The following is a 26,546-nucleotide window of genomic DNA, read 5'->3' as shown; positions in this document are numbered from 1 at the left end:
CCTGACCGCGGGTGACGCCTAACGGGCGGCGGTGCCCTCGTGATAGTCGGCGTCGGCGTCGCTGTTCACCCAGCTCATCAGGCCACGCAGCTTGCGCCCGGTCTCCTCGATCGGATGCTGCTCGCCCTTGGCCCGCAACGCTGTGAACTCCGGAGCGCCGGCATCCTGGTCGGCGATGAAGCGCGCGGCGAACGAGCCGTCCTGGATCTCGCTGAGGACCGCCTTCATGTTCTCCTTGACGCGCGCGTCGATCACCCGGGGGCCTGAGACGTAGTCGCCGTACTCGGCGGTGTCCGAGATCGACCAGCGCTGCTTGGCGATTCCGCCCTCATACATCAGGTCGACGATCAGCTTGAGCTCGTGCAGGCATTCGAAGTAGGCGATCTCGGGCTCGTAGCCGGCCTCGGTGAGCACCTCGAAGCCGTACTGCACCAGCTGTGAGACACCGCCGCACAGCACCGCCTGCTCGCCGAACAGGTCGGTCTCGGTCTCTTCGGTGAAGGTGGTCCTGATCGCGCCGGCCCGGGTGCCGCCGATGGCCTTGGCGTAGGACAGCGCCAGCTCGAAGGCCTTGCCGGTGGCGTCGTGCTCCACGGCGACCAGCACCGGCACGCCCTTGCCGTCGGCGAACTGCCGCCGTACCAGGTGCCCGGGGCCCTTGGGCGCCACCATCGCGACGTCGACGTTCGGTGGCGGCTTGATGTAACCGAACCGGATGTTGAAGCCGTGCCCGAAGAAGATCGCGTCACCGTCCTGAAGGTGCGGCTCGACCGACTCGGTGTAGAGCGCTCGCTGCTTGTGGTCCGGCGCCAGGATCATGATCAGGTCGGCCTCGGCGGCAGCCTCGGCCGGAGTCAGCACCCGCAGCCCGGCGTCTTCGGCCTTGCCCCAGCTCTTGGAGCCCTCGGGCAGTCCGACCCGGACGTCGACGCCGGAATCGCGCAGGCTCAGCGCGTGGGCGTGGCCCTGGCTGCCGAACCCGAGCACGGCAACCGTGCGTCCCTGCACGATCGACAGGTCGGCGGTGTCGTCGTAGTACATCTCCACGGCCATGAAATGGCGTCCCTCTCCTTCGGGGCGAGCCGTCCGGGCGACGGCCGCTGTCGTGCTGAGCTATCCGATCCTGTGCTGCGTTGTCAACCGGCTCGTTCCACCGCCCGCAGCGCCGCCTGCCTCATCGAACGCGGGCCGCGGCCCAGTGCCACCATGCCGGACTGGACCATCTCACGGATCCCGTACGGCTCCATCATCTTCAACACGGCCTCCAGCTTCGCAGGCGGGCCGATGACCTCTACCGTGAGCGCCTCCGGGCTGACGTCGACGACCTTGGCGTTGAACAGCTCCACGATGTCGAGCACCGCGCTGCGGCTGCCTTCGTCCGCCCGGACCTTGACCAGCAGCAGCTCGCGTTGCACCGCCTGGCCCGGCTCGAGCTCGACGATCTTCAACACGTTGACCAGCTTGTTGAGCTGCTTGGTGACCTGCTCCAGGGCATTGCCCTCGGCCGAGACCAGGATCGTCATCCGAGAGACCTCCGGATGCTCGGTGGGCCCGACCGCCAGCGATTCGATGTTGAAGCCGCGGCGGCTGAACAGCCCCGACACCCGGGCCAGCACGCCAGGCTTGTTCTCGACCAGCACCGACAGGGTATGGACGCTCATGACATACCGCTCTTCGCGCAAGCGCTCATCGCAAGATTCGCTGCGCTGCTCGCTCGTGCCTGGCTGCGATGCTCGCTCATGACATTCACACTCCGGAGTCGAAGTTGGGCCGGATGCCGCGGGCCGCGATGATCTCGTCATTGGACGTGCCGGCCGCGACCATCGGCCACACCATGGCGTCCTTGCCCACCGTGAAGTCCACCACCACCGGCTGGTCGTCGATGGACATCGCCTTCTCGATGGTGGCATCGACCTCATCGGCGGACTCGCAACGCAGGCCGACGCAGCCGAGCGCGTCGGCCAGCTTCACGAAATCGGGAATGCGCACCCGGGCCTCGGCCGCGCCCGGCACCGTGTGGGTCCCCAGCTCGGTGTTGGAGTAGCGCTGGTCGTAGAACAGCGTCTGCCATTGCCGCACCATGCCGAGATTGCCGTTGTTGATCACCGCGACCTTGATCGGGATGCCCTCGATCGCGCAGGTCGCCAGCTCCTGATTGGTCATCTGGAAGCAGCCGTCGCCGTCGATCGCCCACACCAGGGTGTCCGGGGCGCCGACCTTGGCTCCCATCGCCGCCGGCACCGCGTAACCCATCGTTCCGGCGCCGCCGGAGTTCAGCCAGGTATAGGGCTTCTCGTAGGAGATGAACTGCGCCGCCCACATCTGGTGCTGTCCCACCCCCGCCGTGAACACCGTGTCGGGACCGGCAATCCTGCCCAGCCGCTCGATCACGTACTGGGGGGCCAGGCTGCCGTCGACGGGCTCGTCATAGCCCAGCGGGTAGGTCCGTCGCCAGCCGTCGACCTCCTGCCACCAGCCGGTCAGGTCGCAGCGGTTGCCGGTGGCGTACTCCGACTGCACCGCGGCGATCAGGTCGCCGATCACCTCGCGGGCGTCACCCACGATCGGAACGTCGGCGACCCGGTTCTTGCTGATCTCGGCAGGGTCGATGTCGGCGTGGATCACCGTCGCGTGCGGGGCGAACGAGTCGAGCCGGCCGGTCACCCGATCATCGAAACGGGCGCCCAGCGCGATCAGCAGATCCGCCTTCTGCAGCGCCGTCACCGCGGCCACCGTGCCGTGCATTCCCGGCATGCCCAGGTGCTGACGATGCGAATCGGGAAACGCCCCGCGTGCCATCAGCGTCGTGACCACCGGGATGCCGCTCAGTTCGGCCAGCCGCCTGAGCTCGGCGGTGGCGCGGGCCTTGAGCACGCCGCCGCCGACATAGAGCACCGGGCGCCGGGCGCCGGCGATCAGCTTGGCGGCCTCGCGGATCTGCTTGCCGTGCGGCTTGATCACCGGCCGGTAGCCGGGCAGGTCCAGGGTCGGCGGCCAGCTGAACACCGTCTGGTTCTGCAGGATGTCCTTGGGGATGTCGACCAGCACCGGGCCGGGACGCCCTGTCCGGGCCAGGTGAAATGCCTCTGCGATGGTCTGCGGGATCTGCTCGGCGTGCTGCACCAGGAAGTTGTGCTTGGTGATCGGCAACGTGATCCCGGAGATGTCGGCCTCCTGGAAGGCATCGGTGCCGATCGCCGGGAACGGGACCTGGCCGGTGATGGCGACGATGGGGACCGAATCGAGAAAGGCATCGGCGATCGGGGTGACCAGGTTGGTGGCGCCCGGCCCAGAGGTCGCCATGCAGACCCCGACCTTTCCGGTGACCTGGGCGTAACCCTCTGCCGCGTGCCCGGCGCCCTGCTCGTGGCGGACCAGGATGTGGCGAACCCTCGTGGAGTCATACAGCGGGTCGTAAGCGGGCAGGATCGCTCCGCCAGGTATGCCGAAAACCACCTCGGCGCCCACCTCTTCCAGCGACCGAACCAGCGACTGTGCCCCGCTGACCTGCTCGCAGTCGCGCGTCGATGTCATCGCTCGATCCCCTTCTGGCGGCTTCGGCTCGGGATGCTGTGATCCCCTTTGTGCTTACTAGGACGTCCGACTTCTCGTTCGGGCAACAAAAAACCCTTCATGCGATTGCACGAAGGGTCTGCGCGTCTGCTTGCGGCTATGGCCGGAAGAAGACGCGCTAGTCGATAAGTACCAGGTGTTGCACAACTGGAACCCTACACCGGGTTTTCGGGACCGTTCAAAATTTCGGGATCGATGTCCCGGATCGTGGGATTAGTCGCTCGGGGCCATCACCGTGAGAGCACCATGACTTCACCCAGCCAACACAAGGTGATTCGTCGTCAAGTGGCCGGACAGCCAGGAAACACGGCGGATTGGCGACCGGTGACGACGGGTATTCGGCCACAACCTCGGCAATGATGACGATTGGGCTGCATTGTCGGCCAAAATGAGGGTTTACCTCGATTCATTGCAGACTTTCACCCTCGGCGCATGGCACCATTCCGGCATGCCAGCCGTCCAGGGCCCAGCGCTGTGGTTGTCGGCTGCCGCGACCGCGGTGTGCGCCGTCACCGTTGCGGCCATGGCGACCTCGGACGGCCCGCGCCGGCCGCTGACCTTCGCCGGCGCGGTGCTGCTGCCCGGCGGCCCACCCAGCGCCCCCGCACCGGCCGCCGGCGCCGCCACCCGGGCCAGCCGGCCCAGCGCGTCACCGACCCGCCCGCGAACCTCGACCACCCGCCCGAGTCCTTCACCCACCGCGGCCAGCACTGCCGGGTACTCGGCCTCCATGCCCGCGGTGATCCCGGTCCAGCACGGCCCCACCAGCACGAGCGCGCCCACTGCCGCCCCGCCGTCCTCGCCGGCGGCAATCGCCGGGCCGGCCGCCAAACCGTCGGGCAAGCCCCACACGCCACGGACCGGCGCTCCGACCGTGCCGGACGCCGGAACCAGCGCCAGCGCCCTGGCGCAGGCGCTGTTCACCGCTCTCAACGACGCCCGCCAGCGGGCCGGACTGCCTGAGCTGAGCTGGAGCGCCGAACTGCAGCGCAGCGCCGCCGGGCATAACGAGCAGATGGCGTCGGCCAACGAGCTGGCGTTCCGGATCGGCGACGAGCCGGCGCTGGGAGTCCGCCAGGCGAATCAGGGCGTGCTCGGCAGCTACACCGCTGAGAACGTCGGCAGCACGCGGGCAACCGGCTTGGCCGGCGCCCTGGCAGTCCACCAGCAGATGCTCACCGAGCAGGCACCCGATGACAGCCGCCGGCAGAACCTGCTGTCTCCCGCGGTCAACGCGGTCGGCATCCACGTGCTCCTCGACCCCGCGAACGGTCGGATGTGGATCACTCAGGACTTCGCGCAGCTGAACAGCTGAGCGGCTGAACCCTGAGCGGCTGAGCCACCGCTAACAGATAGCGCCCTGGGCCGCGGAGCCGACGAGCTGGGCGTACTTGCGCAGCACGCCGGTGTTGAACCGCGGTGGCAGCGGTTGCCACTCGGCCCTGCGCCGTCGCAGCTCGGCCTCATCGACGTGCAACTCGAGGCTCCGGTTGGCGATGTCGACCACGACCCGGTCCCCGTCGGCCACCAGCGCGATCGGGCCGCCGACCGCGGCCTCGGGCGCGACGTGGCCGACGCACAGCCCGGTGGTGCCACCGGAGAACCGCCCATCGGTCAGCAGCAGCACGTCCCTGCCCAGGCCGGCGCCCTTGATCGCCCCGGTGATCGCCAGCATCTCGCGCATCCCCGGTCCGCCCTTGGGGCCCTCCCACCGGATCACCAGGACGTCACCGGCCTTCAGGTCGCCGGCCGCCACCGCGTCCATCGCCGCCTGCTCGCGGTCAAAGACCCGAGCGGTGCCGTCGAAGACCTCGGCGTCGAAACCCGCGGTCTTGACCACCGCGCCTTCAGGCGCCAGCGAGCCGTGCAGGATGGTGATGCCGCCGGTGCGGTGGATCGGACTGGACATCGACCGGATGACTTCGCCGTCAGGCGCCTGCGGGGCCAGCAGTTCCAGGTTCTCGGCCAGGGTCGCACCCGTGACGGTAGGGACGTCACCGTGCAGCAGGCCGGCGTCCAGCAGCGCGCGCATGACGACGGGGATACCGCCGATCCGGTCGATGTCGGTCATCACGAACCGGCCGAACGGCTTCATGTCCGCCAGGTGGGGGACCTTGTCGCCGATCCGGTTGAAGTCGGCCAGGCTCAGCTCGACCTCGGCCTCGCGGGCGATCGCCAGCAGGTGCAGCACGGCGTTGGTCGAGCCGCCGAGCGCCATCACGACCGTGATGGCGTTCTCGAAGGCCTGCCGGGTGAGGATCTGCCGCGCGGTGACGCCGGCGTCCACCAGGTGCACGACGGCCTCGCCGGAGCGCTCGGCGTAGGCGTCGCGCCGGGAGTCCGGGGCGGGCGGGGCGGCCGAGCCGGGCAGTGACATGCCCAGCGCCTCGGCCGCCGATGCCATGGTGTTCGCGGTGTACATCCCGCCGCAGGCGCCTTCGCCGGGGCAGATGGCCCGCTCGATCTCGTCCAGCTCTGCGCGGGTGATCTTGCCCGCCAGGCAGGCGCCGACCCCTTCGAAGGCATCGATGATGGTGACGTCGTTGCCGTGCAACTTGCCCGGCAGGGTCGATCCCGCGTACAGGAACACCGCCGCGACGTCGAGCCGGGCGGCCGCCATCAGCATGCCGGGCAACGACTTGTCACAGCCGGCCAGCAGCACCGCGCCGTCCAGCCGCTCGGCCCGAAAGACCGTCTCGACCGAGTCGGCGATCACCTCACGCGAGACCAGCGAGTAGTGCATGCCCTCATGGCCCATCGAGATGCCGTCGGACACCGAGATGGTGGCGAATTCGAGGGGGAAACCGTCAGCGCCCCGCACGCCCACCTTGGCCTGCTTGGCCAACCGGTCCAGTGACAGGTTGCAGGGGGTGATCTCGTTCCAGGACGACGCGACCCCGATCTGCGGCTTGCGCCAGTCGTCGTCGCCCATCCCCACCGCGCGCAGCATGCCCCGCGAGCCGGCCCGCTCGATGCCGTCGGTGACTGCCCCGGAGTGCGGCTTGCGGTGGCGTGGCTTACTGCTGGGTTGTTCCGTCGTCACAGCGATGAGCCTACGACTTAGGCTGGGCAACCATGACGACGGCAATGCGGCGCACCGTGATCAAGCACTCGGCCCTGGCCTACCTGATCGTGGCGTTCACCGCGCTGTGCTGCACGGCGGTGGTGCAGTCCCCGCCACTGGCCCTGGTGTACCTGGTGCCGCTGACCGGCGCGCTCTACATCGCCCGGACCGCAACCGTGATCGATGACCGGGGCCTGCACGCCCGAGCGATGTTCGGCTCGCACACGGTCGGCTGGCACGAGCTGGCCGGGCTGCGGCTGGACCGCTCCGGAGCGGTGTACGCGGTCGACTCGGGCGGGGGCCAGCTGAAGCTGCCCTGCGTGCGCAGTACCAGGCTCGACGCCCTGATCGCCGCCGGGGCCGGCCGGATACCGGACCCCGCGGCCACGGCCGATCGGCGTCCGGACAGCTGAGGCGGCGGCTCAGTACTGGCCGGTCACGGTGTTCTGCAGCGGCTGCTCGTGCAGGTGGCGTCCCAGCTGTCCCACCAGCAGCGCCGCAAACCGGTCACCGAAACCGAGCACCGAGCCCGCCACGTGCGGGGTGAGCAGCAGGTTCGGCGCCGTCCACAGGGGGTGGTCCGAGGGCAACGGCTCAGGGTCGACGACGTCGATGGCGGCCCGCAGCCGGCCGGAGGTCAGCTCGGCCAGCAACGCGCCGGTGTCCACGACCGGCCCGCGGGCGGCGTTGACCAGAATCGCGCCGTCTCCCATCGCGGCCAGGAACGCGGCATCGACCATGCCGACCGTCTCGGGGGTCTTGGGCACGATCAGCACCACCGCATCGGCGCCGGGCAGCAGGTCGGGCAGCTCAGCGATCGAGTGCACTCCCTCGCGGGCCGTGCGGGCCACGAACACCGGGCTCGCGTCGCAGGCGGTGATCCGGCGGGCCAGCTGCTGGCCGACGTCGCCGGCGCCGATGATCAGCACCCGCTTGCCGGCCAGCTCGTCGGTCATCGAGTAGTCCCAGCGGCGCTGCTGGCGGGCCCGCTCGAACCGGGGGAACTCCCGGAACACCGACAGCAACGCCGTCAAGGCCCACTCGGAGGTGGAGGAACCGTGCACCCCCCGGGCGTCACAGAGCTCGACGCCGTCCGGCACCACCTGCAGCAGGACGTCCACCCCCGCGGTCTGCGCCTGGATCACCCGCAGTGCGGGCATCGCCGCCACGATCTCCCGGTAGACCGCCGGGTTCGCGCCCAGGAAGTCCGGCACCCAGAACTGGACGCCGGACAGCCGCTCCGACGGCTTGCTGGCCGGCTCGTGGATCACCGCGTCGGCGAGGATCTGGATCAGCTCGGGCTCGGAATCCGGCTGCCGCCTGGCCATGGCCAGCCCGCGATCCCGGACGGCGGTGGAGGGCACGCACAGTCGGCTCACGCCACCAAACTAGCCTGAGCCGGCCCGAGCTGAGCGCCCGATGCCCGCAGTCGGCTCCGGAGCAGGCAGACTGGAACGGTGTTGCCCACCGTCCTCACCCGTTCAGCGGTGCTGACCCGTTCAGCGGTCGCCGCCGCCGTCCTCGCGCTGGCCGTCAGCACCGGCTGCACGGCCGGTGCGGCCGGCAGTGAACCGACCTGGGTGCCGAAGCCGAACTACCAGGGCAACAACGACCCGAGGCCGCAGTTGCCCCGGCCTGGGGTGCCGGCGCCGTCGGAGTCCACCAGCCCGTCCGTCCCCGGCTCCACCCCGGGCGCGCCCCGGCCCGGTCCGACCACCACCGCGCCCGCGGGTGACCCGAGCGTGGTGGCGACCAAGCTGAACCAGCCGACCGGGCTGGTGGTGCTGCCCGACGGAACCGCGCTGGTCGGCGAGCGCACCACCGGCCGGATCCTGCGGGTGCAGCCGGTGCCGGGCCGGCCGGCCACCCTGGTCCAGCGGCTGGCCGGGGTGGACGGCAGCGGCGACGGCGGCCTGATGGACCTGGCGATCTCGCCGACCTTCGCCGAGGACGGCCTGATCTATGCCTACCTGAGCACTGCCACCGACAACCGGGTCGTGCACTTCGCCCCCGGATCGCAGCCATCGGCGATCCTCACCGGCATCCCGAAGGGCCGGACCGGCAACGCCGGCCGGATCGCCTTCGACGCCACCGGCGCGCTGCTCACCGGAACCGGCGACGCCGGCCGGCCCGCGCTGGCGGCTTCGACCACCAGCCTGGCCGGAAAGATCCTGCGCACCAGCGACATCGGCCGGCCACTGCCCGACAACCCGACGCCCAGCTCGCCGATCTTCGCCCGGGGCCTGCGCAGCGTCAACGGGCTCTGCGTGGATCCGCGCTCGGGGCTGCGGATCGCCATCTCGGCCGCCTCGCCGGCCTCGCCCGGAGCCGCGGCCTCGGCCGATGAGGTGAACGTCATCAAGGCCGGCGCGGACTACGGCTGGCCCGGCAACGGGCCGGCCGCGGCGCCGCCGGTCAAGACGCTGCCGGCAGCCAGCGCCGGGGGCGGCGGCTGCGGGCTGGCGGCGAACCGGCTGTTCGTGGCCGCCTCGACCGGCAAGTCCCTCGCGGTCGGCGACGTGAGCCGCAGCGGCAACGTGGGCGTGTTCAACCCCACCCTGCAGAACAGGTACGGCCGGCTGGCCGGGGCGGTGGCCGGCTCGGATGGAGCGCTGTGGCTGACCACCCGCAACCGGGACGGCCAGGGTCGACCGGTCGCCGAGGATGACCGGGTGATCCGGATCTCGCCGGAGGACGGCGAGGCCAGCCCGATCACCTGAGCAGCGCTCAGCCGACGGTGACGCCGGGATTCCCGGCGTCCAGGGTGGCCGCCGAGACCGACTCGGCGTGCCCGGAGACCAGCTCGACGAGCGCCTGCTGGGCCGACTCCAGCACGTCGTCAGGCACTGCCTCGGCCGAGATGCGCTCGATGACGAAGACCACCTCATCGGAGCCGACGTCGACCTTGGTCTGGTCGCAGTCGCGATGGTTCCAGTGCCGGGTGAGCACCTGCGAGCCCATCGCGTAGACGACCTCCCCGGGCCGGGGCTCCTCGGTGACATCGGGTTCACCCAGCGGCGTGAAGGTGTCCCCGGCAGTGGCGGTCCGGATCATCACCTCGCCGGTCAGCCGGCTCAGGTCGAAGGCGCCCGCGGGCGTCCCGAAGCCGATGGACACGTAGTTGTAGGCGTCCACCGCGCCGTTGATCCGGGGGGCCACCCCCGATTTGGCCATTCTGCGGCTGAGCGCGTCCACGCTGGAGCGAGACCGCCGCGGGTTGGTGCCGAACTTGCGGAAGGCCTCGTGCCATGACAGGACCTGCGGGTCATCCTCGCCGAACGGCGCCCACTTGCCAGCTGCCAGATCCTCCTCCAGACCGCGCAGGGCCGCCTCGGCCTCTGGCCAGGCACTGGCGTTGCGCAACCCGCGCGCGGTCACCAGCCTGACCTGCGCCTCGGGAAACGACCTGCGGACATCGCTGCTGAGCGTGAAGGTCACCGGCATCCGCTGATGCTAATTCAGGCTCAGGTCCGGCTACGGCGCCGGTGGCCGATGCCCGGATGCCAGGACTCGACGACCAGCAGGTCCACCGGGCCGCCGGGCTCGGAGCTGGTGACGTGGGTGTGCACCACCTCGGTGATGTCCAGCCGGAAACTGGTCGAGCCGGCCGGCGCGTCAGCCGCCGGCTCGATGTCGACGAGCACGCCGGCCAGCTTGGCGTCACCAGGCCAGCTGCCCACGTCTTCGGGCGGCTCCAGCGTCGGCGAGTGCACCGCGACCCGCCGGTCGCGCCGGACGTCGGCCAGCTTCACCGAGTCTCCCATCATGCCGAGCGTCACCTCGTCGTCGGTGATGAGCAGTTCGGTGCCGCTGATCCGCGGCGAGCCGTCCCGGCGAAGCGTCGCCAGGGTCTTGTTGGTGCCCGCGTCGAAGCAGGCCCGGACCCGGGCGGCGAAGTCGGGGGCGTCCTGCGCGATCTCGTTCCAGCTGGCCATGCGATCTGGTGTACCAGCCGGCGCCGACAACGCGCGAACCGCCGGTTCAGCCCTGCCGGCGCGACGACACCCGGGTCGGCGCGTCCGGGGTGATCGCGGTCTCGACGGCAGCCGTCTCCATCCCCCGGAGGAAGGCGAGCACCGCGTCGAAGTCGAGGTAGCGGGTGTCGAAGGACACCTGGAAGTCGGTGGCGCCCGGCGGGTGGTCGAGGTTGACGAACAGCGGGACGGCAGGCAGCGCGTGCTCGTGTAGCTGCGACCAGCTGCTGTGCGCCAGCGCCTGGCGCAGTTGCCCGTCGGTGGCCGCCGGGGCGTCCGCGACGTCGTCGGCCGCCAGCCCGTCCCGGCGGTCGTTGTAATAGCAGCAGAACTCGATCGGCTCGCCGCGCTCACGGCTGACCCGTTCCACGACCTCATTGAATCGGCGGCCGTCGTAGTAGGCGTTCTTGTAGGTGTGCAGCAGGCTGCCCCGAGCCCGGGAGACGACGGTGGCCAGGCTCACCTCGGCGACATCGATCAGGAACGGGCTCGACTGCACCAGCTGGCTGACCGAGTCGGCGAGCCCGGGCCGGAACCGGTTGCTCACCAGCACCATCGCCCACACCATGCCGTCCTGGATCCGCCTGGCCAGGCCGACCGCGAACATCGCCGACAGCGCCGTCGAGGGCGAGACGTCGTGATCCTCGGCGATCCGGCGGGCGGCCAGCGCGGTGGCCGGCGAGATAAAGCGTATTTTGCGGTACTCGGCGGGCTGGTCGGGCTTCGGCTCACCGAGCAGTCGCGGGCTGACCACCCGCAGCACGTGCTCCAGGTGCCGCAGCGACGCGGCGGACTGGCGCAGCGCCGCCGGCTGGGACTGCCGGCGCGCCAGCTCCAGCGGCTGGAGGGCCGTCACCGGGCCGGCCGGGGCGCCGGTCCGCGGATCACGCCCGGCCACATCGGCCACCACCGCGGCGATGCCGCCACCGTCGACCATCAGGTGCAGGTACACCGTCACCTGATGGCTGAGCAGCCCGTGCGAGGTGACCACCGCCATCCGGACCGGCCAGTCGTTCTGGTAGTCGAAGGGCTGCCGCTCCAGCTGCAGCCGCAAATCCTCGGCGACCGCGGCCGGATCGGCGTCACCCGCCTCCGCCACCGTCATCGATGCCTGCCCGGTCGCCGAGCAGACCTGATGGGGCGTGCCGTCGGCATCGAAGCGCAGCCGGGTGCGCAGCGCCTGGTGCCGGCTGAGGATGAAGCTCCACAGCTCGACCTGCTCGTCGAGCGTGGTGCCCGCCGGCACCTCGTGCACGCCGCTGAGGGTCGCCGCCTCACCGGTGGCCACCATGCCCTGCCAGACGTCGTTCTGCGCCCAGGTCAGCGGTTGCTCGCCCGAGCCGGTTCCCTCGAACGGCACCGCGACGCTTCGTACCATGCGCTTGCTCGGGTCGCCGATCAGTCGGACGTGGCGGCCACGCCGAGCCGCTCGAGCAGGATGGCCTTGACGGTGGCCGCGTCGGCCTGGCCGCGGGTCGCCTTCATGACCGCGCCGACCAGCACGCCGACCGCCGGCAGCTTGCCGCCGCGCACCTTCTCGGCGATGTCGGGGTTGGCGGCGATGGCGGCGTCGGCAGCCTCGGTGAGCGCGCTGGTGTCGGACACGACGGCCAGGCCGCGATCGGCGATCACCTGCTCGACGTCGGTCCCGGTCTCCAGCACCGCCGCCACCACCTGCCGGCCCAGGGCCGTGGACAGCGTTCCGGCGCTCACCAGCGCGATGACCTTGGCGACCTGTGCCGGTGTGATCGCCAGCGCCGACACCTCGACCTCGCGGGCGTTGGCCAGCTGGGAGAGGTAGCCCAGCCACCAGTTGCGTGCCTCGGTGGCCGGCGCGCCGGCCGCGACGGTGTCGGCGAAGGCGTCCACCGCCCCGGCGTTGACCAGTGACTGCAGCTCCTCGGCGCTCAGTCCGAGCTCGGCGCGCAACCTCGTCCGGCGGGCGGCGGGCAGCTCAGGAAGCGCGGCGCGGATCCCGGCGACCCAGCCGGCGTCCGGCGCCACCGGCACCAGGTCGGGCTCGGGGAAGTACCGGTAGTCGGTGGCCTCCTCCTTGCTGCGCCCGGACCGGGTCTGGCCGGTGGTCTCCTGGAAGTGCCGGGTCTCCTGCTTGATCCGGCCGCCGGCGTCCAGGATGGCGGCCTGCCGGATCATCTCCGAGCGCATCGCCCGCTCGACGCTGCGCAACGAGTTGACGTTCTTGGTCTCGGTCCGGGTACCCCATTCCGACGAGCCGGCCGGGGACAGCGAGGTGTTGACGTCACAGCGCAGGCTGCCCTGCTCCATCTTGACGTCGGAGACCCCGAGGGTGCGCAGGATGTCGCGCAGCTCGGCCACGTAGGCCCGGGCGACCTCCGGCGCCATCGCGCCGGTGCCCTCGACCGGCTTGGTGACGATCTCCACCAGCGGGATCCCGGCCCGGTTGAAGTCCACCAGCGAGTAGTCCGCGCCATGGATCCGCCCGGTCGCGCCGCCGACGTGGGTGTTCTTGCCGGTGTCCTCCTCCAGGTGCACCCGCTCGATGCCGATCCGGACCGTCTGACCGTTGACCTCGACGTCGAGATGGCCCTCACCGCACAGCGGCTCGTCGTACTGGGAGATCTGGTAGTTCTTCGGCATGTCCGGGTAGAAGTAGTTCTTGCGGGAGAACCGGCACCACGAGGCGATCGTGCAGTTCAGCGCCAGGCCGATCTTGATCGTGTACTCGATGGCGGCTGCGTTCACCACCGGCAGCGCGCCGGGCATGCCCAGGCACACCGGGCAGGTGTGGGTGTTCGGCTCGGCGCCGAAGACGGTGGAGCAACCGCAGAACATCTTGGAGGCGGTGCCGAGTTCGACGTGGGTCTCCAGTCCGAACACCGGCTGGTACCTGGTCAGGACGTCGTCGTAAGCTCCTGCCTCCGCACTCAGCGTCGTCATCGCGTCGCTCCTTCCCTACCGGCCGGGACCGTACCGGCCGGGACCGCGCCCAATCGAGGAACGCCTTTCAGGATAGGGCCGTTACTGGCAAGGTAAGCCGCCTCGAAGGCCGCGCCCACCCGGTAGCAGCGGTCATCGGCCATCGCCGGAGCCATGATCTGCAGGCCGACCGGCAGGGCCGGGCCGGTCTCTTCGGAAAGCCCGCACGGCACCGAGATCGCCGGCGTGCCGGCCAGCGAGGCAGGCAGCGTGCACAGGTCGTTGACGTACATGGCCATCGGGTCGGCGACCCGCTCGCCGACCTCGAACGCCACGAACGGCGAGGTCGGCGAGATCAGCACGTCGGCCTGGCCGAACGCGCGGGCGAAGTCGTCGGCGATCAGGGTGCGGACCTTCTGCGCCTGGCCGTAGTAGGCGTCGTAATAACCCGAGGACAGCGCGTAGGTGCCGATCATGATGCGGCGCTTCACCTCGGCGCCGAAGCCACGCTCGCGGGTCAGCGACATCACCTCTTCCAGCGAGTGGTTGCCGTCATCGCCCACCCGCAGGCCGTAGCGCACCGCGTCGAAGCGGGCCAGGTTCGAGGACGCCTCACTCGGCGCGATCAGGTAGTAGGCGGCCAGCGCGTAGTCGAAGTGCGGGCAGGACACCTCGACGATCTCAGCGCCCAGGGACCGCAGGGTCAGCACCGCCTCACGGAACGAGGCGAGCACCCCTTCCTGGTAGCCGCCGCCGAGCCCGGTCAGCTCGTTGACGATGCCGATCCGGACGCCGGCCAGGTCACCCCGCGCGCCCGCGCGCGCCGCGGCGACCACGTCGGGGCCGGCCTGCGGGATCGAGGTCGAGTCCAACGGGTCGGGGCCGGCCAACACCTGGTGCAGCAGCGCGGTGTCCTCGACCGTCCGGCCGAACGGGCCGGCCTGGTCCAGTGAGGAGGAGAAGGCGATCAGGCCGTACCGGCTGACCGCGCCGTAGGTGGGCTTGTGGCCGACGATGCCGGTGACCGCGGCGGGCTGGCGGATCGAGCCGCCGGTGTCGGTGCCGATCGCCAGCGGCGCCTGCAAGGCCGCCACCGCCGCCGAGGAGCCACCGGAGGAGCCACCCGGCACCCGGGACAGGTCCCACGGATTGCGCGTCACGTGGTAGGCCGAGTTCTCGGTGGAGGACCCCATCGCGAACTCGTCCATGTTGGTCTTGCCCAGCATCACGATGCCGGCCTCGAGGACCCGGCGGGTCACCGTCGCGTCATAGGGCGGGATCCAGCCCTGCAGGATCTTCGACCCCGACGTGGTCGGCAACCCCTTGGTGACCACCACGTCCTTCATGGCCAGCGGGACGCCCGCCAGCGGGCCCAGCAGCTGGCCGGCCTGACGCCGGTCATCGACCGCCCTGGCCGCGGCCAGCGCGCCTTCGGTGTCGACGTGCAGGAAGGCCCGCACCTGCGGGTCCACGTCGGAGATCCGGTCCAGGTGGGCCTGGGCGACCTCTACCGCGCTGGCGTCGCCGGCGGCGATCGTCGCGGCGGTCTCGGCAGCGCTGAGTTCGATGAGCTCGGCCACTACTCCTCCTCGCCCAGGATCTGCGGAACCCGGAACCGGTCGTCCTCCACCGAGGGGGCGCCGGCGAGCACCGCCTCGCGGGGCAGCGACGGGGCGACGACGTCGGGACGCAGCACGTTCTGCAACGGCACCGCGTGCGAGGTCGGCCTGATGTCAGCGGCGGCGACATCGCCGATGCGGGCCACCGAGCCGAGAATGACATCGAGCTGGCCGGCGAACAGGTCCAGCTCGTCCTCGGTCACCGCCAGCCGGGCCAACCGGGCCAGGTGCGCGACTTCGTCGCGGGTCAGGGTCGATCGATCGTCAGACACGACTGCAGAGTCTAGGGCTCCGCCGTCCGGGCACCGACCTGCCCTCGCCGCCGGGGAGGCTCTTCATGCGGGCGCTCCTGGCCGGATTGGTGCGGCGCGCGTAACACCGAGGTGACCTGGGCACGGCACACTGAGCGGGTGTCATTCCTGATTCGGGTGGTTCTGCCCGACCGCCCGGGCGCGCTCGGCGCGGTCGCTTCCGCGCTGGGCCACGCCGGGGGCGACATTCTCAGCGTTGACATCGTCGAGCGATCGAACGGCCAGGCCACCGATGACCTGGTGGTCGAGCTGCCCTCGGACAAGCTCGCCGATTCGCTGGTGAGCGCCGCGGCCAGCGTGCCGGGGGTCCGGGTCGAGTCGATCCGGCCGTACGCCGGGGTGATCGACCCGTTCCGCGAGCTGGAGCTGCTGGAGAAGCTGGCCATCAGCATCGACGACGCGTCCAGCGTGCTGGCCGACGGGGTCTGCCGGCTGTTCCGCTCGGGCTGGGCGCTGGTGCTGCAGGCTCCGGACGTCCAGGGCGCCGCCTCGGTGGTGCTCGCCCGCAGCTCGGCCGCGCCCGAGATCGACACGCTGCCGACGCCCTGGTGGCCGCCCAGCCCGTCGCGTGCCCTGGACGCCGAGGAGGACTGGGCGCCGTCGGGATGGGCGAACATGGGCACCGAGCTGGCGGTGGTGCCGCTCGGCCGGGACGCGATCCTGGTCGGCCGGCCGGCGTTGCGCTGGCTGGCGAGTGAGATCATCCGGCTGTCGCACCTGGCCTCGATCGCCGCGACCGTGCTCGTGGACCCGAATCAGCCCGAGCCCCGGATCTAGTCGGTCAGTCGCCGATCCGGGCGACCGCGGTGGCCGCCTCGGGCCCCTGCTCGAGCAGCACCGTGAAGCCGTCCTCGTCCAGGATCGGCACCTTCAGCTCGACTGCCTTGGCGTACTTGCTGCCCGGGGTGTCACCCACCACCACGAACGCGGTCTTCTTCGACACCCCGGCGGCCGCCTTGCCGCCACGGCTGGTGATGGCGGTGGCGGCCTCGTCGCGGCTGTAGTTCTCCAGCGAGCCGGTCACCACCACGGCCAGGCCGGCCAGCGGCTTCGGGCTGGTGTCGATCACCCGCTCCTCTTCGAGCTGGACGCCGGCCTCGCCCCACTTCTTGACGATCTCCTGGTGCCAGTCGACCGAGAACCACTCGCGGATCGACTCGGCGATGGTCATGCCGACGCCCTCGACAGCGGCGAGCTCTTCGGGACTGGCCGACGCGATCGCCTGGATGGAGCCGAACTCCCTGGCCAGCACCTGCGCCGCGGTCGGGCCGACGTGCCGGATCGACAGCGCCACCAGCACCCGCCACAGTGGCCGGCTCTTGGCCGCCTCGAGATTGTCGAGCAGCTTTCGGGCGTTGGCGGCGAGCTCGCCGTCCTTGCGGCGAAAGAAGTCGGCGCGGGCCAGGTCGTCCGCCGTGAGTGAGAACACGTCACCCTCATCGGTGACCAGGCCGGCCTTGAGCAGGGCCACCGCCGCCTCGTAGCCGAGCACCTCGATGTCGAAGGCGCCGCGGCCCGCGACATGGAACAGCCGCTCACGCAACTGGGCCGGGCAGGACCGCTGGTTGGGGCAGCGGATGTCGGCGTCGCCCTCTTTCTGCGGTCGCAGCTCGGTGCCGCATTCGGGGCAGTGGGTGGGCATCACGAACGGTCGCTCGGAGCCGTCGCGCAGTGCCACCACCGGGCCCAGGATCTCGGGAATGACGTCACCGGCCTTGCGCAGCACCACTGTGTCGCCGATCAACACGCCCTTGCGCACCACCTCGCTGGCGTTGTGCAGCGTGGCCATCTCGACGACGGAGCCAGCCACGGTCACCGGCTCCATCTTTCCGAACGGGGTCACCCGGCCGGTGCGACCAACGTTGACCAGGATGTCGAGCAGCTTGGTGTTGACCTCTTCGGGCGGGTACTTGAAGGCGATCGCCCAGCGGGGCGCCCGGCTGGTCGAGCCCAGTTGGCGCTGCATCGACAGCGAGTCGACCTTGACCACCACGCCGTCGATCTCGTGCTCGACGTCGTGGCGGTGCTCGCCGTAGTGCTCGATGTATTCGGTCACCTCGGTCAGCTGCGCCACCACCTTGGCCCGCCCCGAGGTGGGCAGGCCCCACTGCCGCAAGTACTCATACCACTGGGACTGGCGTTCGACCTTGGGGCCGCCCTCGACGTGGCCGACCCCGTGCACCACCATCTCAAGCTTGCGGGAGGCGGTGATCCGCGGGTCCTTCTGGCGCAGCGAGCCGGAGGCGGTGTTGCGCGGGTTGGCGTAAGGCGCCTTGCCCTCGGCCACCAGCCGGGCGTTCAGGCTCGCGAACTCGGTGAGCGGGAAGTAGACCTCGCCGCGGACCTCGATGACGTCGGGAACATCGTCGCCGGTCAGCCGGTCCGGGATCGAGGCGATGGTGCGGACGTTGCCGGTCACGTCCTCGCCGGTCCGGCCGTCGCCCCGGGTGGCGCCGCGCACCAGTCGGCCGCGCTCGTAGACCAGGTTGATGGCCAGCCCGTCGACCTTGAGCTCGCACAGGAACTCGGGTGTGGTGATCTCACGCTCCACCCGCACCAGCCAGGCGGCCAACTCATCGGCGGTGAAGGCGTTGTCCAGCGACAGCATCCGTTGCAGGTGCTCCACCGCGGCGAACTGCGAGGAGTAGTCACCGGCGACCCGCTGGGTCGGCGAGTCCGGCGTGCGCAGCTCGGGAAAGCGCTCCTCGAGCGCCTGCAACTCGCGCATCCGCGTGTCGTAGTCGGCGTCGGACATGGTCGGGGCGTTGGCGATGTAGTACCGGTAGGCGGCGTCGGCCAGCTGCTCGGACAGCTGGGCATGGCGCTGCCGGGCCTCGGTCAGCTCGGCCGGCTCGGCGGCCTGCGGTGAGATGTCATCGGCTGTCGTCACGGCTTCAAGTTACCGCCCGGCGCCGACAGTCCTGCCGGCCTGGCACGCTGGCGGCAACGACGAAAGGCGGCGGTGATGACCGAGCCAGCTGGAATGACCGGCCTGCCGGGCCAGCAGCCCTACCTGCACGAACTGCTTGCCTGCGTGGCGGCGCCGGCACTGGCACTGGCCGATCCGGACGGCCAACTCCGCGACAGCGGCGTGCGGGGCATCTACCTGGCCGATCGACGGATCCTGTCCCGGTCGGTGCTGACGGTGGCCGGCGCCGAGCTGGCGGCGATCTCGGGTGAGCCGGCCGGTTCCAGCGGCACCCGCGGCGTGTCGGTGGCGCGCGGGCTCGGCGACCCGGGCGCTGACCCGACCGTGTGGATCGAGCGCCGCCGGACCGTCTCACCGACGGGCGCCGGCGAGTCGGTGGCCATCACCTCGGCGGCCAGGCTGCCGGTGCGCACCCGGCTCACCCTCGAACTGGCCTGCGACCTGGCCGGCATCGCCGCGGTCAAGGCCGGCCTGCCCGGCAGGGCGCTGGCCGCCGCCCGGCTGGCCGACGGCCTCAGCTGGACCGGTCGGGAAGGCGTCCGGGTCAGCGCCACCGCGACGCCCGCGCCCGCCGAGATCGGCCTGGCGCCGGCCACCCTCAGCTGGGACGTGGAGCTGGGCCACGGCGACACCGCGCTGATCGAGATCCGGTACGCGGTCACCGACCCGGTCCCGCCGGTGGTGACCGCGCCCAGCGGCAGGTCCCGGCTGGCGGAGCCGAGCGTGGTGTCCGGCGACAGCCGGCTGAGCAGCCTGATCGCGCGGTCGGTGGCCGACCTGGCCGCGCTGGAGCTGGCCGACCCGGCCGGCCCGCAGGACCACTTTCTCGCCGCCGGGGCCCCGTGGTACCTGACCCTGTTCGGCCGGGACAGCCTGATCTCGGCAAGGATGTCGCTGCCGCTGGGCACCGGGCTGGCAGCCGGCACGTTGCGCGCCCTGGCCCGCCGGCAGGGCAGCCGGGTCGACCCGGACTCGGCCGAGGAGCCGGGCAAGATCCTGCACGAGATCCGGGCCGCCGCGACCGATCACGGCCCGGGACACCAGCAGGACCGGCGGTTGCGGTTGCCGGCCACCTACTACGGCACCGTCGATGCCACCCCGCTGTGGATCCTGCTGCTGCACGACAGCTGGCGGTGGGGCCTGGCCGAGCCGGAGGTCGAGCGGCTGCTCCCGCACCTGGAGCGGGCGCTGGCCTGGATGGCCGACTTCGGCCTGGACGCCAACGGCTTTCTCAGCTACGTCGACCGCTCGGGGCACGGCCTGGCCAACCAGGGCTGGAAGGACTCGGCCGAGGCGATCCAGTTCCGTGACGGCCGGCTGGCCGAGGCCCCGGTCGCGCTCAGCGAGGTGCAGGCCTACGGCTACGCGGCGGCGGTCGCGGGGGCGACGCTGCTGGAGGCGTTCGGCCGGCCCGGCGCGCAATGCTGGCGCGGCTGGGCCGCTGAGCTGGCCGAGCGCTTTCGGCAGCGGTTCTGGCTCAGCGACGACCAGGGCGGCTACCCGGCGCTGGCCCTGGACGGCCACGGCCAGCCGGTGGACTCGGTCGCCTCCAACATGGGGCACCTGCTGGGTACCGGGCTGCTGTCGCGGCCCGAGTCGGCGCTGGTCGTCCGGCGGCTCGGCTCGGCGGAGCTGTCCTCGGGCTTCGGCCTGCGCACGCTGGCCAGCTCGTCAGCCGGCTACAACCCGCTGAGTTACCACGCCGGCTCGGTGTGGACCCATGACACCGCGATCGCCATCACCGGCCTGGCAGCGGCAGCCGCCGAGGGGACGCCGGGCGCCGGCGCGGCGGCTGCCGGCCTGATCCGCGGGTTGCTGGCCGCCGCCCCCGCCTTCGACTACCGGATGCCGGAGCTGCACGGCGGCCAGCGCGCCGAAGCCGGTCAGCGCCCGGTTCCCTACCCGGCCTCCTGCCGGCCCCAGGCCTGGGCAGCCGCGTCCTCGATCGCGATCCTGACAGCGCTGCTGGGACCGAGACCGGACGCGCCCGCCGGCTCGCTGGGGTTCCAGCCGCTGCGATCGGAGCCCGAGGTGCTGCCGGTGGGCGAGCTGCCGGTGGGCGAGCCGCCGGTGGGCGAGCCGCCGGAGGGTGAGCCGCCGGAGGGTGAGCTGCCGGCGGGTGAGTTGCCGCTGGGCGAGCTGGCGGTGACCGGGCTGCGCTTCGCCGGTCGGCCGCTGGCGGTGCGGTTGGCGGCCGACGGCCCGGTCACCAGCTCACTCGGCTGACCGGCAGCGATCCCGACCGCCCCAGCGGCGGCGCGACGCTCTAGTCCAACCCGTCCCGCAGTGACTTGCCGACCTCGGTCAGCGCCGTCATCACCTGACGGACGTAGGGCAGCGACGCCCCGGCCAGGCCGCAGGACGGCGTGGGGACGACCGCCGCGGCGAGCAGGTTCGGGTCGAAGCCCAGCTTGCTCCACAGCCCCTGGATCCGGCTGCGGGCGGCTTCGGCCGAGATCGGGGCGTCGGTGCCCGGAAACACCCCCAGCCACATCGAGACGCCGGCCTCGACCAGCTCGCCGATGGCGTCGAGGTGGGCATCGATGATCAGGCCGGCGTCGACCGAGACCGCCGAGGCCCCGGAGCTGGCCAGCAGGTCATAGGGCACCCGCTCGGCGCAGCAGTGCACCACCCGGTGACCGGGAGCGGCCACCTCGAGCAGATTGGTCAGGGCGGGGCCGGCCACCGACCGGGGCAGCGACCGGACGGTGCCGTACCCGGACGGGGTGGGCACCTGGCCGCTGAGCACCTGGGGCAGGCTGGGCTCGTCCACCTGCAGCACGAAGGCGGTGCCGGGCAGCCCGGAGCCCAGGTCCGACAGCAGCGACCGGACGCCTTCGGCCAGCGACCCGGCCAGGTCGCGGAACGCTCCCGGATCGGTCAGCACCTTGTGCAGGTTGGGCAGTTCCAGGGCGGCGCCGAGCGTCATCGGCCCGCACACCGAGACCTTCATCAGCGCCACGCCCTGCGCCTGTTCGGTGAGGGCGTCCAGATCGCGGTTGAGGTGATCGCGGGCTCGCGCCAGGTCGCGTCCGGCGGAGCTGGTGACGGTCCAGCCGTGCGGTTGCCACTCCACCGGAAAGTCGATCAGCAGCGCGCCGGTCCGGGCGATCACGTCGGCGCCGAAGCCGCGACCGGGCAGCTCGGGCAGGTAGGGCAGGTCGCCGACCTCGCCCAGCACCAGCCGGACGGCCTCGACCGGATCGGCGCCGGGCAGCGAGCCGATGCCGGTCACCGCGCCGGCCGGCCAGGGATGGCTCATCCGGCGCTGACAGCGGGACGCCGGGCCGGTGACCGATCGCTGGCCGGCTGAGCAACCGATGACTGGTCGCTGGCCTGTGACAGGGCATCCGGTGACGGGGCGCTGGCCGGTCCGGCGCCCATGATGGTGGCCGAGCCGAGCACCTGGTCGCCGTCATACATCACCAGCGCCTGGCCGGCCGCGACCCCGCGCTGGGACTGCCGCAGCTCGGCGCGCAGCCCGTCAGCGCCGGGATGGACGCGCGCCGTGGACACCATGCCGTGCGCCCGCAACTGGACCTCGCAGTCGAAGGCCGCCGCCGGCGGATCGGCGATCCAGACCGGCCGGTCGCAGCGGACCTCGGCCACCTCCAGGTCCGCGGCGCTGCCCACCACCACGGTGTTGGACTTGGGCTGGATCGAGAGCACGTAGCGCGGTTCGCCGGTCGGGCTGGGAGTGCTGAGGTTCAGGCCCTTGCGCTGGCCGACGGTGAAGCCAAAGGTTCCGGTGTGCGCGCCGAGCACCGCGCCGTCGGTGTCGACGATGTCGCCGGGCCGCTCCCCCAGCCGGCGGGCCAGAAAGCCCTGGGTGTCGCCGTCGGCGATGAAGCAGATGTCGTGCGAGTCGGGCTTGGTGGCAACCGCCAGCCCCAACTCGGCCGCTTCGGCACGGACCTGGTCCTTGGTCGAGTCCCCGAGCGGGAAGACCGCGTGCGCCAGTTGCCCCGGCGTCAGCACCGCCAGCACGTAAGACTGGTCCTTGGCCGCGTCCACCGACCGGTACAGCCGGCCGTCCACCAGCCGGGCGTGGTGGCCGGTGACCACCGCGTCGAAACCGAGGGCCAGCGCCCGGTCCAGCAGCGCCGAGAACTTGATCTGCTCGTTGCACCGCAGGCAGGGGTTGGGCGTCCGGCCGGCCTCGTACTCGGAGACGAAGTTGTCGATCACGTCGGCCTGGAAACGCTCCGCGAAGTCCCACACATAGAACGGGATGCCGAGGATGTCGGCGGTGCGCCGGGCGTCGTGGGAGTCCTCCAGCGAGCAGCAGCCCCGGGCTCCGGTGCGCAGCGTCGCGGGCTGGCGTGACAGCGCCAGGTGGACCCCGGTCACGTCCCAGCCGGCCGCGACCGCCCGGGCCGCGGCGACCGCCGAGTCGACGCCGCCGCTCATCGCTGCCAGGACTTTCATGCCAGGACCTTCATGCCAGGACCCTCACGCGCCGCGTCCGGCCAGGGTGGCGAGGTTGGCCGCCGCTCCCGCTCGGCGGGCTCGCTCGACCACCGGCCCGATCGCCTCGACCACGGTCCGGACGTCGGACTCGGTGGAGGTGTGGCCCAGCGACAGCCGCAGCGCGCCGCGGGCCCGCTGCTGGTCGGCGCCCATCGCCAGCAGCACGTGCGAGGGCTGGGCGACGCCGGCCGAGCAGGCCGAGCCGGTCGAGCACTCGATGCCCCGGGCGTCCAGCAGCATCAGCAGCGCGTCGCCCTCGCAGCCGGGAAAGGACAGGTGGGCGTTGCCCGGTAACCGGTGCGTCGGATGGCCGTTGAGCACGGCGTCCGGGACCGTCTGCAGCACGCCCTCGATCAGCAGCTCGCGCAGGCTGGTCAGCCGCGCGGCCAGCTCGGCGCGCCTGCTGACCGCCAGCTCGGCCGCCAGCGCGAACCCGACCGCGCCGGGGGTGTCCAGGGTGCCCGAGCGGACGTCGCGTTCCTGACCGCCGCCGTGCAGCACCGGAACGCAGTCCACCCCGCGGCCCAGCAACAGCGCCCCGGCGCCGTAGGGCCCGCCGATCTTGTGCGCGGTGACCGTCATGGCGTCGGCGCCCGAGGCCGCGAACGACACGCTGAGGGTGCCGACGGCCTGCACCGCGTCGGTGTGGAACGCCACGCCGTGGCTGTGCGCGATCTCGACCAGCTCGTTGAGCGGCTGGATGCTGCCGACCTCGTTGTTGGCCCACATGACGCTGACCAGGGCCACCGCGGCCGGGTCCTCGGCGATCGCCGCGGCCAGCGTCTCGGGCCGCACCACGCCGTCGGAGTCCACCGGCAGCAGCACCAGCTCGGCGTCCTCGTGGGTGACCAGCCAGTCCGCGGAGTCGAGCACCGCGTGATGCTCGACCGCGCTGACCAGCAGCTTGCGGCGACCGGGGTCAGCCGAGCGGCGGGCCAGGTAGATGCCCTTGACCGCCAGGTTGTCCGCCTCGGTGCCTCCGCTGGTGAGGATCACCTCCGACGGCCGGGCGCCCAGGGCGCCGGCCAGCCGCTCCCTGGACTCCTCGATGATCCGGCGGGCCTGCCTGCCGGAGGTGTGCACCGACGAGGGGTTGCCGACGGCTCCGGTGCTGGAGGCCAGCATCGCCGCGGAGATCGCGTCGATGACCTCCGGCAGCATCGGAGTGGTGGCGGCATGGTCGAGATAAGGCATCGCTAGGAGCTTACTGAGCCGGGACGGCTCTGCTCGACCGATGCCGTGACCGGTTGGCCGCCGCCGCCCGCCGGTTGGCAGCCACCGATGGCCAGCTCGCCGCCGGCCGCGAACGGGCCGCCGGTCGGGGCCCGCAGCCGGGAGGACCGGCTGATCACCAGCATTCCCAGGGCGGCCATGCTCAGGTACACCACCGCGAAGCCGGTGCCGTAGGAGATCCGGTCGTGCACCGCCAGGGCGATCAGGGCGCCGGCGAAGGCGGCGGAGAGGGCGCTGACCGAGGAGTCCGACAGCTGCAGCGCCGCCGAGTCCGAGCCCCGCTTGGCGTCGGTGGTGCATTCCAGCATCACCACGCTGACGCTGGTGATCGCGAAACCGGCGCCGAAGCCGGCGAACGGCCAGACCGCGAAGGCGACGGCGCCGGGCACTATCCGCATCGCCACTAGCGCCATCCCCACGCCGCCGATGGCCATCAGCACCAGCCCGAGCGCGACCAGCGCCGACCGGTTGGGCTGCTTGAGACGGCCCTGGATCGCCGACGCGGTCGCCCAGCTGAGGGCCGAGAGCATCAACGGCATGCCGGCCATGGTCGGCGAGTAGTGCAGTTGCACCGACAGGGTCAACGGGAGGATGACCTCCATCCCGACGAACATCCCGGCCAGCACCCCGCGGAAGGCGACCGCGGCCGGCACCCCGGGGGCGAAGCGGGGGGTTCCGGCGGGCAGCAGCCGGCGCAGGCCGACCACCATCGCGACCAGTCCCACGGCCGCGATGCCCGCGCCGAGCAAGTTCAGGTTCTCGCCGAGGTTGGCCACCCCGGCGACGCCGAAGGCGGTCAGCAGCGCGTAGCCGATCCGGCGCCGGTCCATCCGGCCGGCATGGCCGGTGGAGCGGCGCAGCTGGCGCAGGGACGGCAGCATCAGCACGCCGCCGAGCGCCACGAACGGCGCCAGCCCGCTGAACACCCACCGCCAGGACAGCTGCTCGGTGATCCAGCCGGCCACCACCGGGCCGACCAGTCCGGGGATGACCCAGGCACTGGCCAGCGCGGCGAAGATCCGGGGCCGGACCTGGTCCTCATAGACCTCGCCCATCACCACGTACATGGCGGTGATCAGCAGCCCCGTCGACAGGCCCTGCACGAACCGGGCGACCACCAGCACCCACATCGACTCGGCCACCCCGCCGATCACCAGGCCGATGATGAACAGCACCAGGCCGACCAGCAACGGCCGGCGGGCGCCGTGGATGTCGGAGTACATCCCGGACACCACCATGCCGACCACGCTGGCCACCAGAAAGCCGGTGAAGGCCCAGCCGTAGGAGGCCAACCCGTTCAGGCTGCGGGCGGCGGTCGGCAGCGCGGTCGCGACGGCCAGCGCCTCGAAGGCGATGATCGTCATCAGGATCAGGATGCCGAGCGTGGTGATCCGGTAGCGGGGCGAGAAAATCGACTCGTTTCCGGAGCCGGGTTGCTCGACGGACTTCGATGCCACACTCACTGGGCCCAGTGTAACGGCCCGGCGGCCACTATCCCTTGCGCTTGCTCACCTCTTCGGCCAGCTGCGGGGCGACCGTGAACAGGTCGCCCACCACCCCGAAATCGGCAAGCTCGAAGATCGGGGCCTCGGCGTCCTTGTTGACCGCGACGATGGTCTTCGAGGTCTGCATGCCGGCGCGGTGCTGGATGGCCCCTGAGATGCCGAGCGCCACGTAGAGCTGCGGCGAGACCGTGACGCCGGTCTGGCCGACCTGCATCTGGTGCGGCACCCAGCCGGCGTCGGTGGCTGCCCGCGAGGCGCCCACCGCGGCGCCGAGCGAGTCCGCGACGCCTTCGACCACCGAGAAGTTGTCGCCCGAGCCGACGCCACGCCCGCCCGAGACGATGACGGAGGCGTCCTGCAGCGAGGGCCGGGAGCCCTTGGCCTCCTCGACCCGGTCGACCACCTTGGCGGCCTTGGCCCCCTCGGACAGCGCGACCTCGATGTTCACCAGCTCCGCGGCGCCGGAGGAGGCCTGCGGCGGCACCGAGTTCGCGCGCAGGCTGATCACCGGGATGCCGCGGGCGACCCGCGAGCTGACCGTGACGGCGCCGCCGAAGATGGACTGCTTGGCCGTGCCGTCGGCGTTCACCTCGACCGCGTCGGCCAGGAATCCGGAGTCGAGCTTGAAGGCGGCCCGGGCGGCGACTTCTTTGTTCTCGGCGGTGGAGGCGACCAGGATGGCGGCCGGCGAGGCCTGCTTGGCGATGTCGGCCAGGACCTCGGCCTTGGGCGCCACCAGGTAGCCGGCGACCTCATCGCTCTCGGCGGCATAGACCTTGGCCGCGCCGTATTCGGCGAGCTGATCGCGCAACGCCGCCGCGGTGCCCGGCGCGTCGATCACGACGGCGGACGGCTCACCGAGCGAGCGGGCGGCGGTGAGCAGTTCGAGCGCGGACTTCTTGAGCTTGCCGTCCGCCGAATCGATCAGTACGAGTACTTCAGCCATGGGTATCGAGTCCTCAGTCGTCTC

At 71.5% G+C, this 26,546-nt stretch carries 22 protein-coding genes; 5 read left to right on the top strand and 17 right to left on the bottom strand.

What is annotated here, in order from left to right:
• Nucleotides 1-18: 18 nt before the first annotated feature.
• The 3 genes from ilvC to VF557_19000 all read right to left on the bottom strand — a co-directional run bounded on the left by ilvC (nt 19) and on the right by VF557_19000 (nt 3,534).
• On the bottom strand, nt 19-1,053 hold the full coding sequence (gene ilvC, locus VF557_19010) for a ketol-acid reductoisomerase (protein HEX8082306.1): 1,035 nt from the start codon (nt 1,051-1,053) through the stop codon (nt 19-21).
• A gap of 83 nt (nt 1,054-1,136) precedes the next feature.
• A complete protein-coding gene (ilvN, locus tag VF557_19005; GenBank protein HEX8082305.1) occupies nt 1,137-1,661 on the bottom strand; it encodes an acetolactate synthase small subunit in 525 nt (174 codons plus the stop codon).
• A gap of 85 nt (nt 1,662-1,746) precedes the next feature.
• A complete protein-coding gene (locus VF557_19000; protein ID HEX8082304.1) occupies nt 1,747-3,534 on the bottom strand; it encodes an acetolactate synthase large subunit in 1,788 nt (595 codons plus the stop codon).
• A 487-nt stretch (nt 3,535-4,021) separates the two neighbouring features.
• Here VF557_19000 and VF557_18995 point away from each other — a divergent pair, with 487 nt between their 5' ends.
• On the top strand, nt 4,022-4,888 hold the full coding sequence (locus VF557_18995) for a CAP domain-containing protein (protein HEX8082303.1): 867 nt from the start codon (nt 4,022-4,024) through the stop codon (nt 4,886-4,888).
• Nucleotides 4,889-4,918: 30 nt separating this feature from the next.
• On the opposite strand, the gene ilvD is transcribed toward VF557_18995, so the two are convergent.
• Nucleotides 4,919-6,616, bottom strand: coding sequence for a dihydroxy-acid dehydratase (gene ilvD, locus VF557_18990; protein ID HEX8082302.1), 1,698 nt, complete (start codon nt 6,614-6,616; stop codon nt 4,919-4,921).
• Nucleotides 6,617-6,648: 32 nt separating this feature from the next.
• Here ilvD and VF557_18985 point away from each other — a divergent pair, with 32 nt between their 5' ends.
• A complete protein-coding gene (locus tag VF557_18985; protein ID HEX8082301.1) occupies nt 6,649-7,050 on the top strand; it encodes a PH domain-containing protein in 402 nt (133 codons plus the stop codon).
• 9 nt (nt 7,051-7,059) lie between these two features.
• Here the strand turns inward: VF557_18985 and VF557_18980 are convergent, their stop codons facing one another.
• A complete protein-coding gene (locus VF557_18980) occupies nt 7,060-8,016 on the bottom strand; it encodes a 2-hydroxyacid dehydrogenase (protein ID HEX8082300.1) in 957 nt (318 codons plus the stop codon).
• A gap of 78 nt (nt 8,017-8,094) precedes the next feature.
• On the opposite strand from VF557_18980, the gene VF557_18975 reads away from it, so the two are divergent.
• Nucleotides 8,095-9,357, top strand: coding sequence for a PQQ-dependent sugar dehydrogenase (locus VF557_18975; GenBank protein HEX8082299.1), 1,263 nt, complete (start codon nt 8,095-8,097; stop codon nt 9,355-9,357).
• A 7-nt stretch (nt 9,358-9,364) separates the two neighbouring features.
• On the opposite strand, the gene VF557_18970 is transcribed toward VF557_18975, so the two are convergent.
• Genes VF557_18970 through gatC form a run of 6 tightly spaced genes read right to left on the bottom strand, consistent with a single transcriptional unit; the run spans nt 9,365 to nt 15,379 of the window.
• Complete coding sequence (locus VF557_18970) at nt 9,365-10,081, bottom strand: phenylalanine--tRNA ligase beta subunit-related protein (GenBank protein HEX8082298.1); 717 nt, start codon at nt 10,079-10,081, stop codon at nt 9,365-9,367.
• A gap of 20 nt (nt 10,082-10,101) precedes the next feature.
• On the bottom strand, nt 10,102-10,572 hold the full coding sequence (locus VF557_18965) for a pyridoxamine 5'-phosphate oxidase family protein (protein HEX8082297.1): 471 nt from the start codon (nt 10,570-10,572) through the stop codon (nt 10,102-10,104).
• A gap of 46 nt (nt 10,573-10,618) precedes the next feature.
• The gene (locus tag VF557_18960) at nt 10,619-11,989 is read right to left on the bottom strand and encodes a condensation domain-containing protein (GenBank protein HEX8082296.1); all 1,371 of its coding nucleotides are present in this window, start codon (nt 11,987-11,989) and stop codon (nt 10,619-10,621) included.
• 20 nt (nt 11,990-12,009) lie between these two features.
• Nucleotides 12,010-13,530, bottom strand: coding sequence for an Asp-tRNA(Asn)/Glu-tRNA(Gln) amidotransferase subunit GatB (gene gatB, locus VF557_18955; protein ID HEX8082295.1), 1,521 nt, complete (start codon nt 13,528-13,530; stop codon nt 12,010-12,012).
• Nucleotides 13,527-15,089, bottom strand: coding sequence for an Asp-tRNA(Asn)/Glu-tRNA(Gln) amidotransferase subunit GatA (gene gatA / locus VF557_18950; protein ID HEX8082294.1), 1,563 nt, complete (start codon nt 15,087-15,089; stop codon nt 13,527-13,529). Before gatA ends, gatB begins: the two co-directional genes overlap by 4 nt.
• Nucleotides 15,089-15,379, bottom strand: coding sequence for an Asp-tRNA(Asn)/Glu-tRNA(Gln) amidotransferase subunit GatC (gatC, locus tag VF557_18945; protein ID HEX8082293.1), 291 nt, complete (start codon nt 15,377-15,379; stop codon nt 15,089-15,091). The genes gatA and gatC overlap by 1 nt, the downstream gene beginning before the upstream one ends.
• Before the next feature lie 159 nt (nt 15,380-15,538).
• Between gatC and VF557_18940 the strand changes: the two genes are divergently transcribed.
• Complete coding sequence (locus tag VF557_18940; protein HEX8082292.1) at nt 15,539-16,216, top strand: ACT domain-containing protein; 678 nt, start codon at nt 15,539-15,541, stop codon at nt 16,214-16,216.
• Between the two features lie 4 nt (nt 16,217-16,220).
• Here VF557_18940 and ligA read toward each other — a convergent pair whose 3' ends face one another.
• A complete protein-coding gene (gene ligA / locus VF557_18935; GenBank protein ID HEX8082291.1) occupies nt 16,221-18,329 on the bottom strand; it encodes an NAD-dependent DNA ligase LigA in 2,109 nt (702 codons plus the stop codon).
• Nucleotides 18,330-18,404: 75 nt separating this feature from the next.
• On the opposite strand from ligA, the gene VF557_18930 reads away from it, so the two are divergent.
• On the top strand, nt 18,405-20,594 hold the full coding sequence (locus VF557_18930) for a glycogen debranching N-terminal domain-containing protein (GenBank protein ID HEX8082290.1): 2,190 nt from the start codon (nt 18,405-18,407) through the stop codon (nt 20,592-20,594).
• A 40-nt stretch (nt 20,595-20,634) separates the two neighbouring features.
• Here VF557_18930 and VF557_18925 read toward each other — a convergent pair whose 3' ends face one another.
• The 5 genes from VF557_18925 to VF557_18905 are packed head-to-tail and all read right to left on the bottom strand — an operon-like array spanning nt 20,635 to nt 26,522.
• Entirely contained in the window at nt 20,635-21,630 is a 996-nt protein-coding gene (locus tag VF557_18925; protein ID HEX8082289.1) for a methionine synthase, read from the bottom strand.
• Nucleotides 21,627-22,796: a tRNA 2-thiouridine(34) synthase MnmA gene (mnmA, locus tag VF557_18920; GenBank protein HEX8082288.1), complete on the bottom strand. Its 1,170-nt coding sequence runs from the start codon at nt 22,794-22,796 to the stop codon at nt 21,627-21,629. The genes VF557_18925 and mnmA overlap by 4 nt, the downstream gene beginning before the upstream one ends.
• Before the next feature lie 24 nt (nt 22,797-22,820).
• Complete coding sequence (locus VF557_18915; GenBank protein HEX8082287.1) at nt 22,821-24,032, bottom strand: cysteine desulfurase family protein; 1,212 nt, start codon at nt 24,030-24,032, stop codon at nt 22,821-22,823.
• Nucleotides 24,033-24,034: 2 nt separating this feature from the next.
• Nucleotides 24,035-25,534, bottom strand: a complete 1,500-nt coding sequence (locus VF557_18910) for an MFS transporter (protein HEX8082286.1) — start codon at nt 25,532-25,534, stop codon at nt 24,035-24,037.
• Nucleotides 25,535-25,562: 28 nt separating this feature from the next.
• Complete coding sequence (locus VF557_18905; protein ID HEX8082285.1) at nt 25,563-26,522, bottom strand: electron transfer flavoprotein subunit alpha/FixB family protein; 960 nt, start codon at nt 26,520-26,522, stop codon at nt 25,563-25,565.
• Between the last annotated feature and the right edge of the window lie 24 nt (nt 26,523-26,546).

Origin of the sequence: Jatrophihabitans sp. (assembly GCA_036389035.1) — a bacterium.
Classification (GTDB): Bacteria; Actinomycetota; Actinomycetes; order Mycobacteriales; family Jatrophihabitantaceae; genus Jatrophihabitans_A.
The sequence above is the reverse complement of the archived record's forward strand: the minus strand, read 5'-3'. Positions and strand labels throughout refer to the sequence as shown.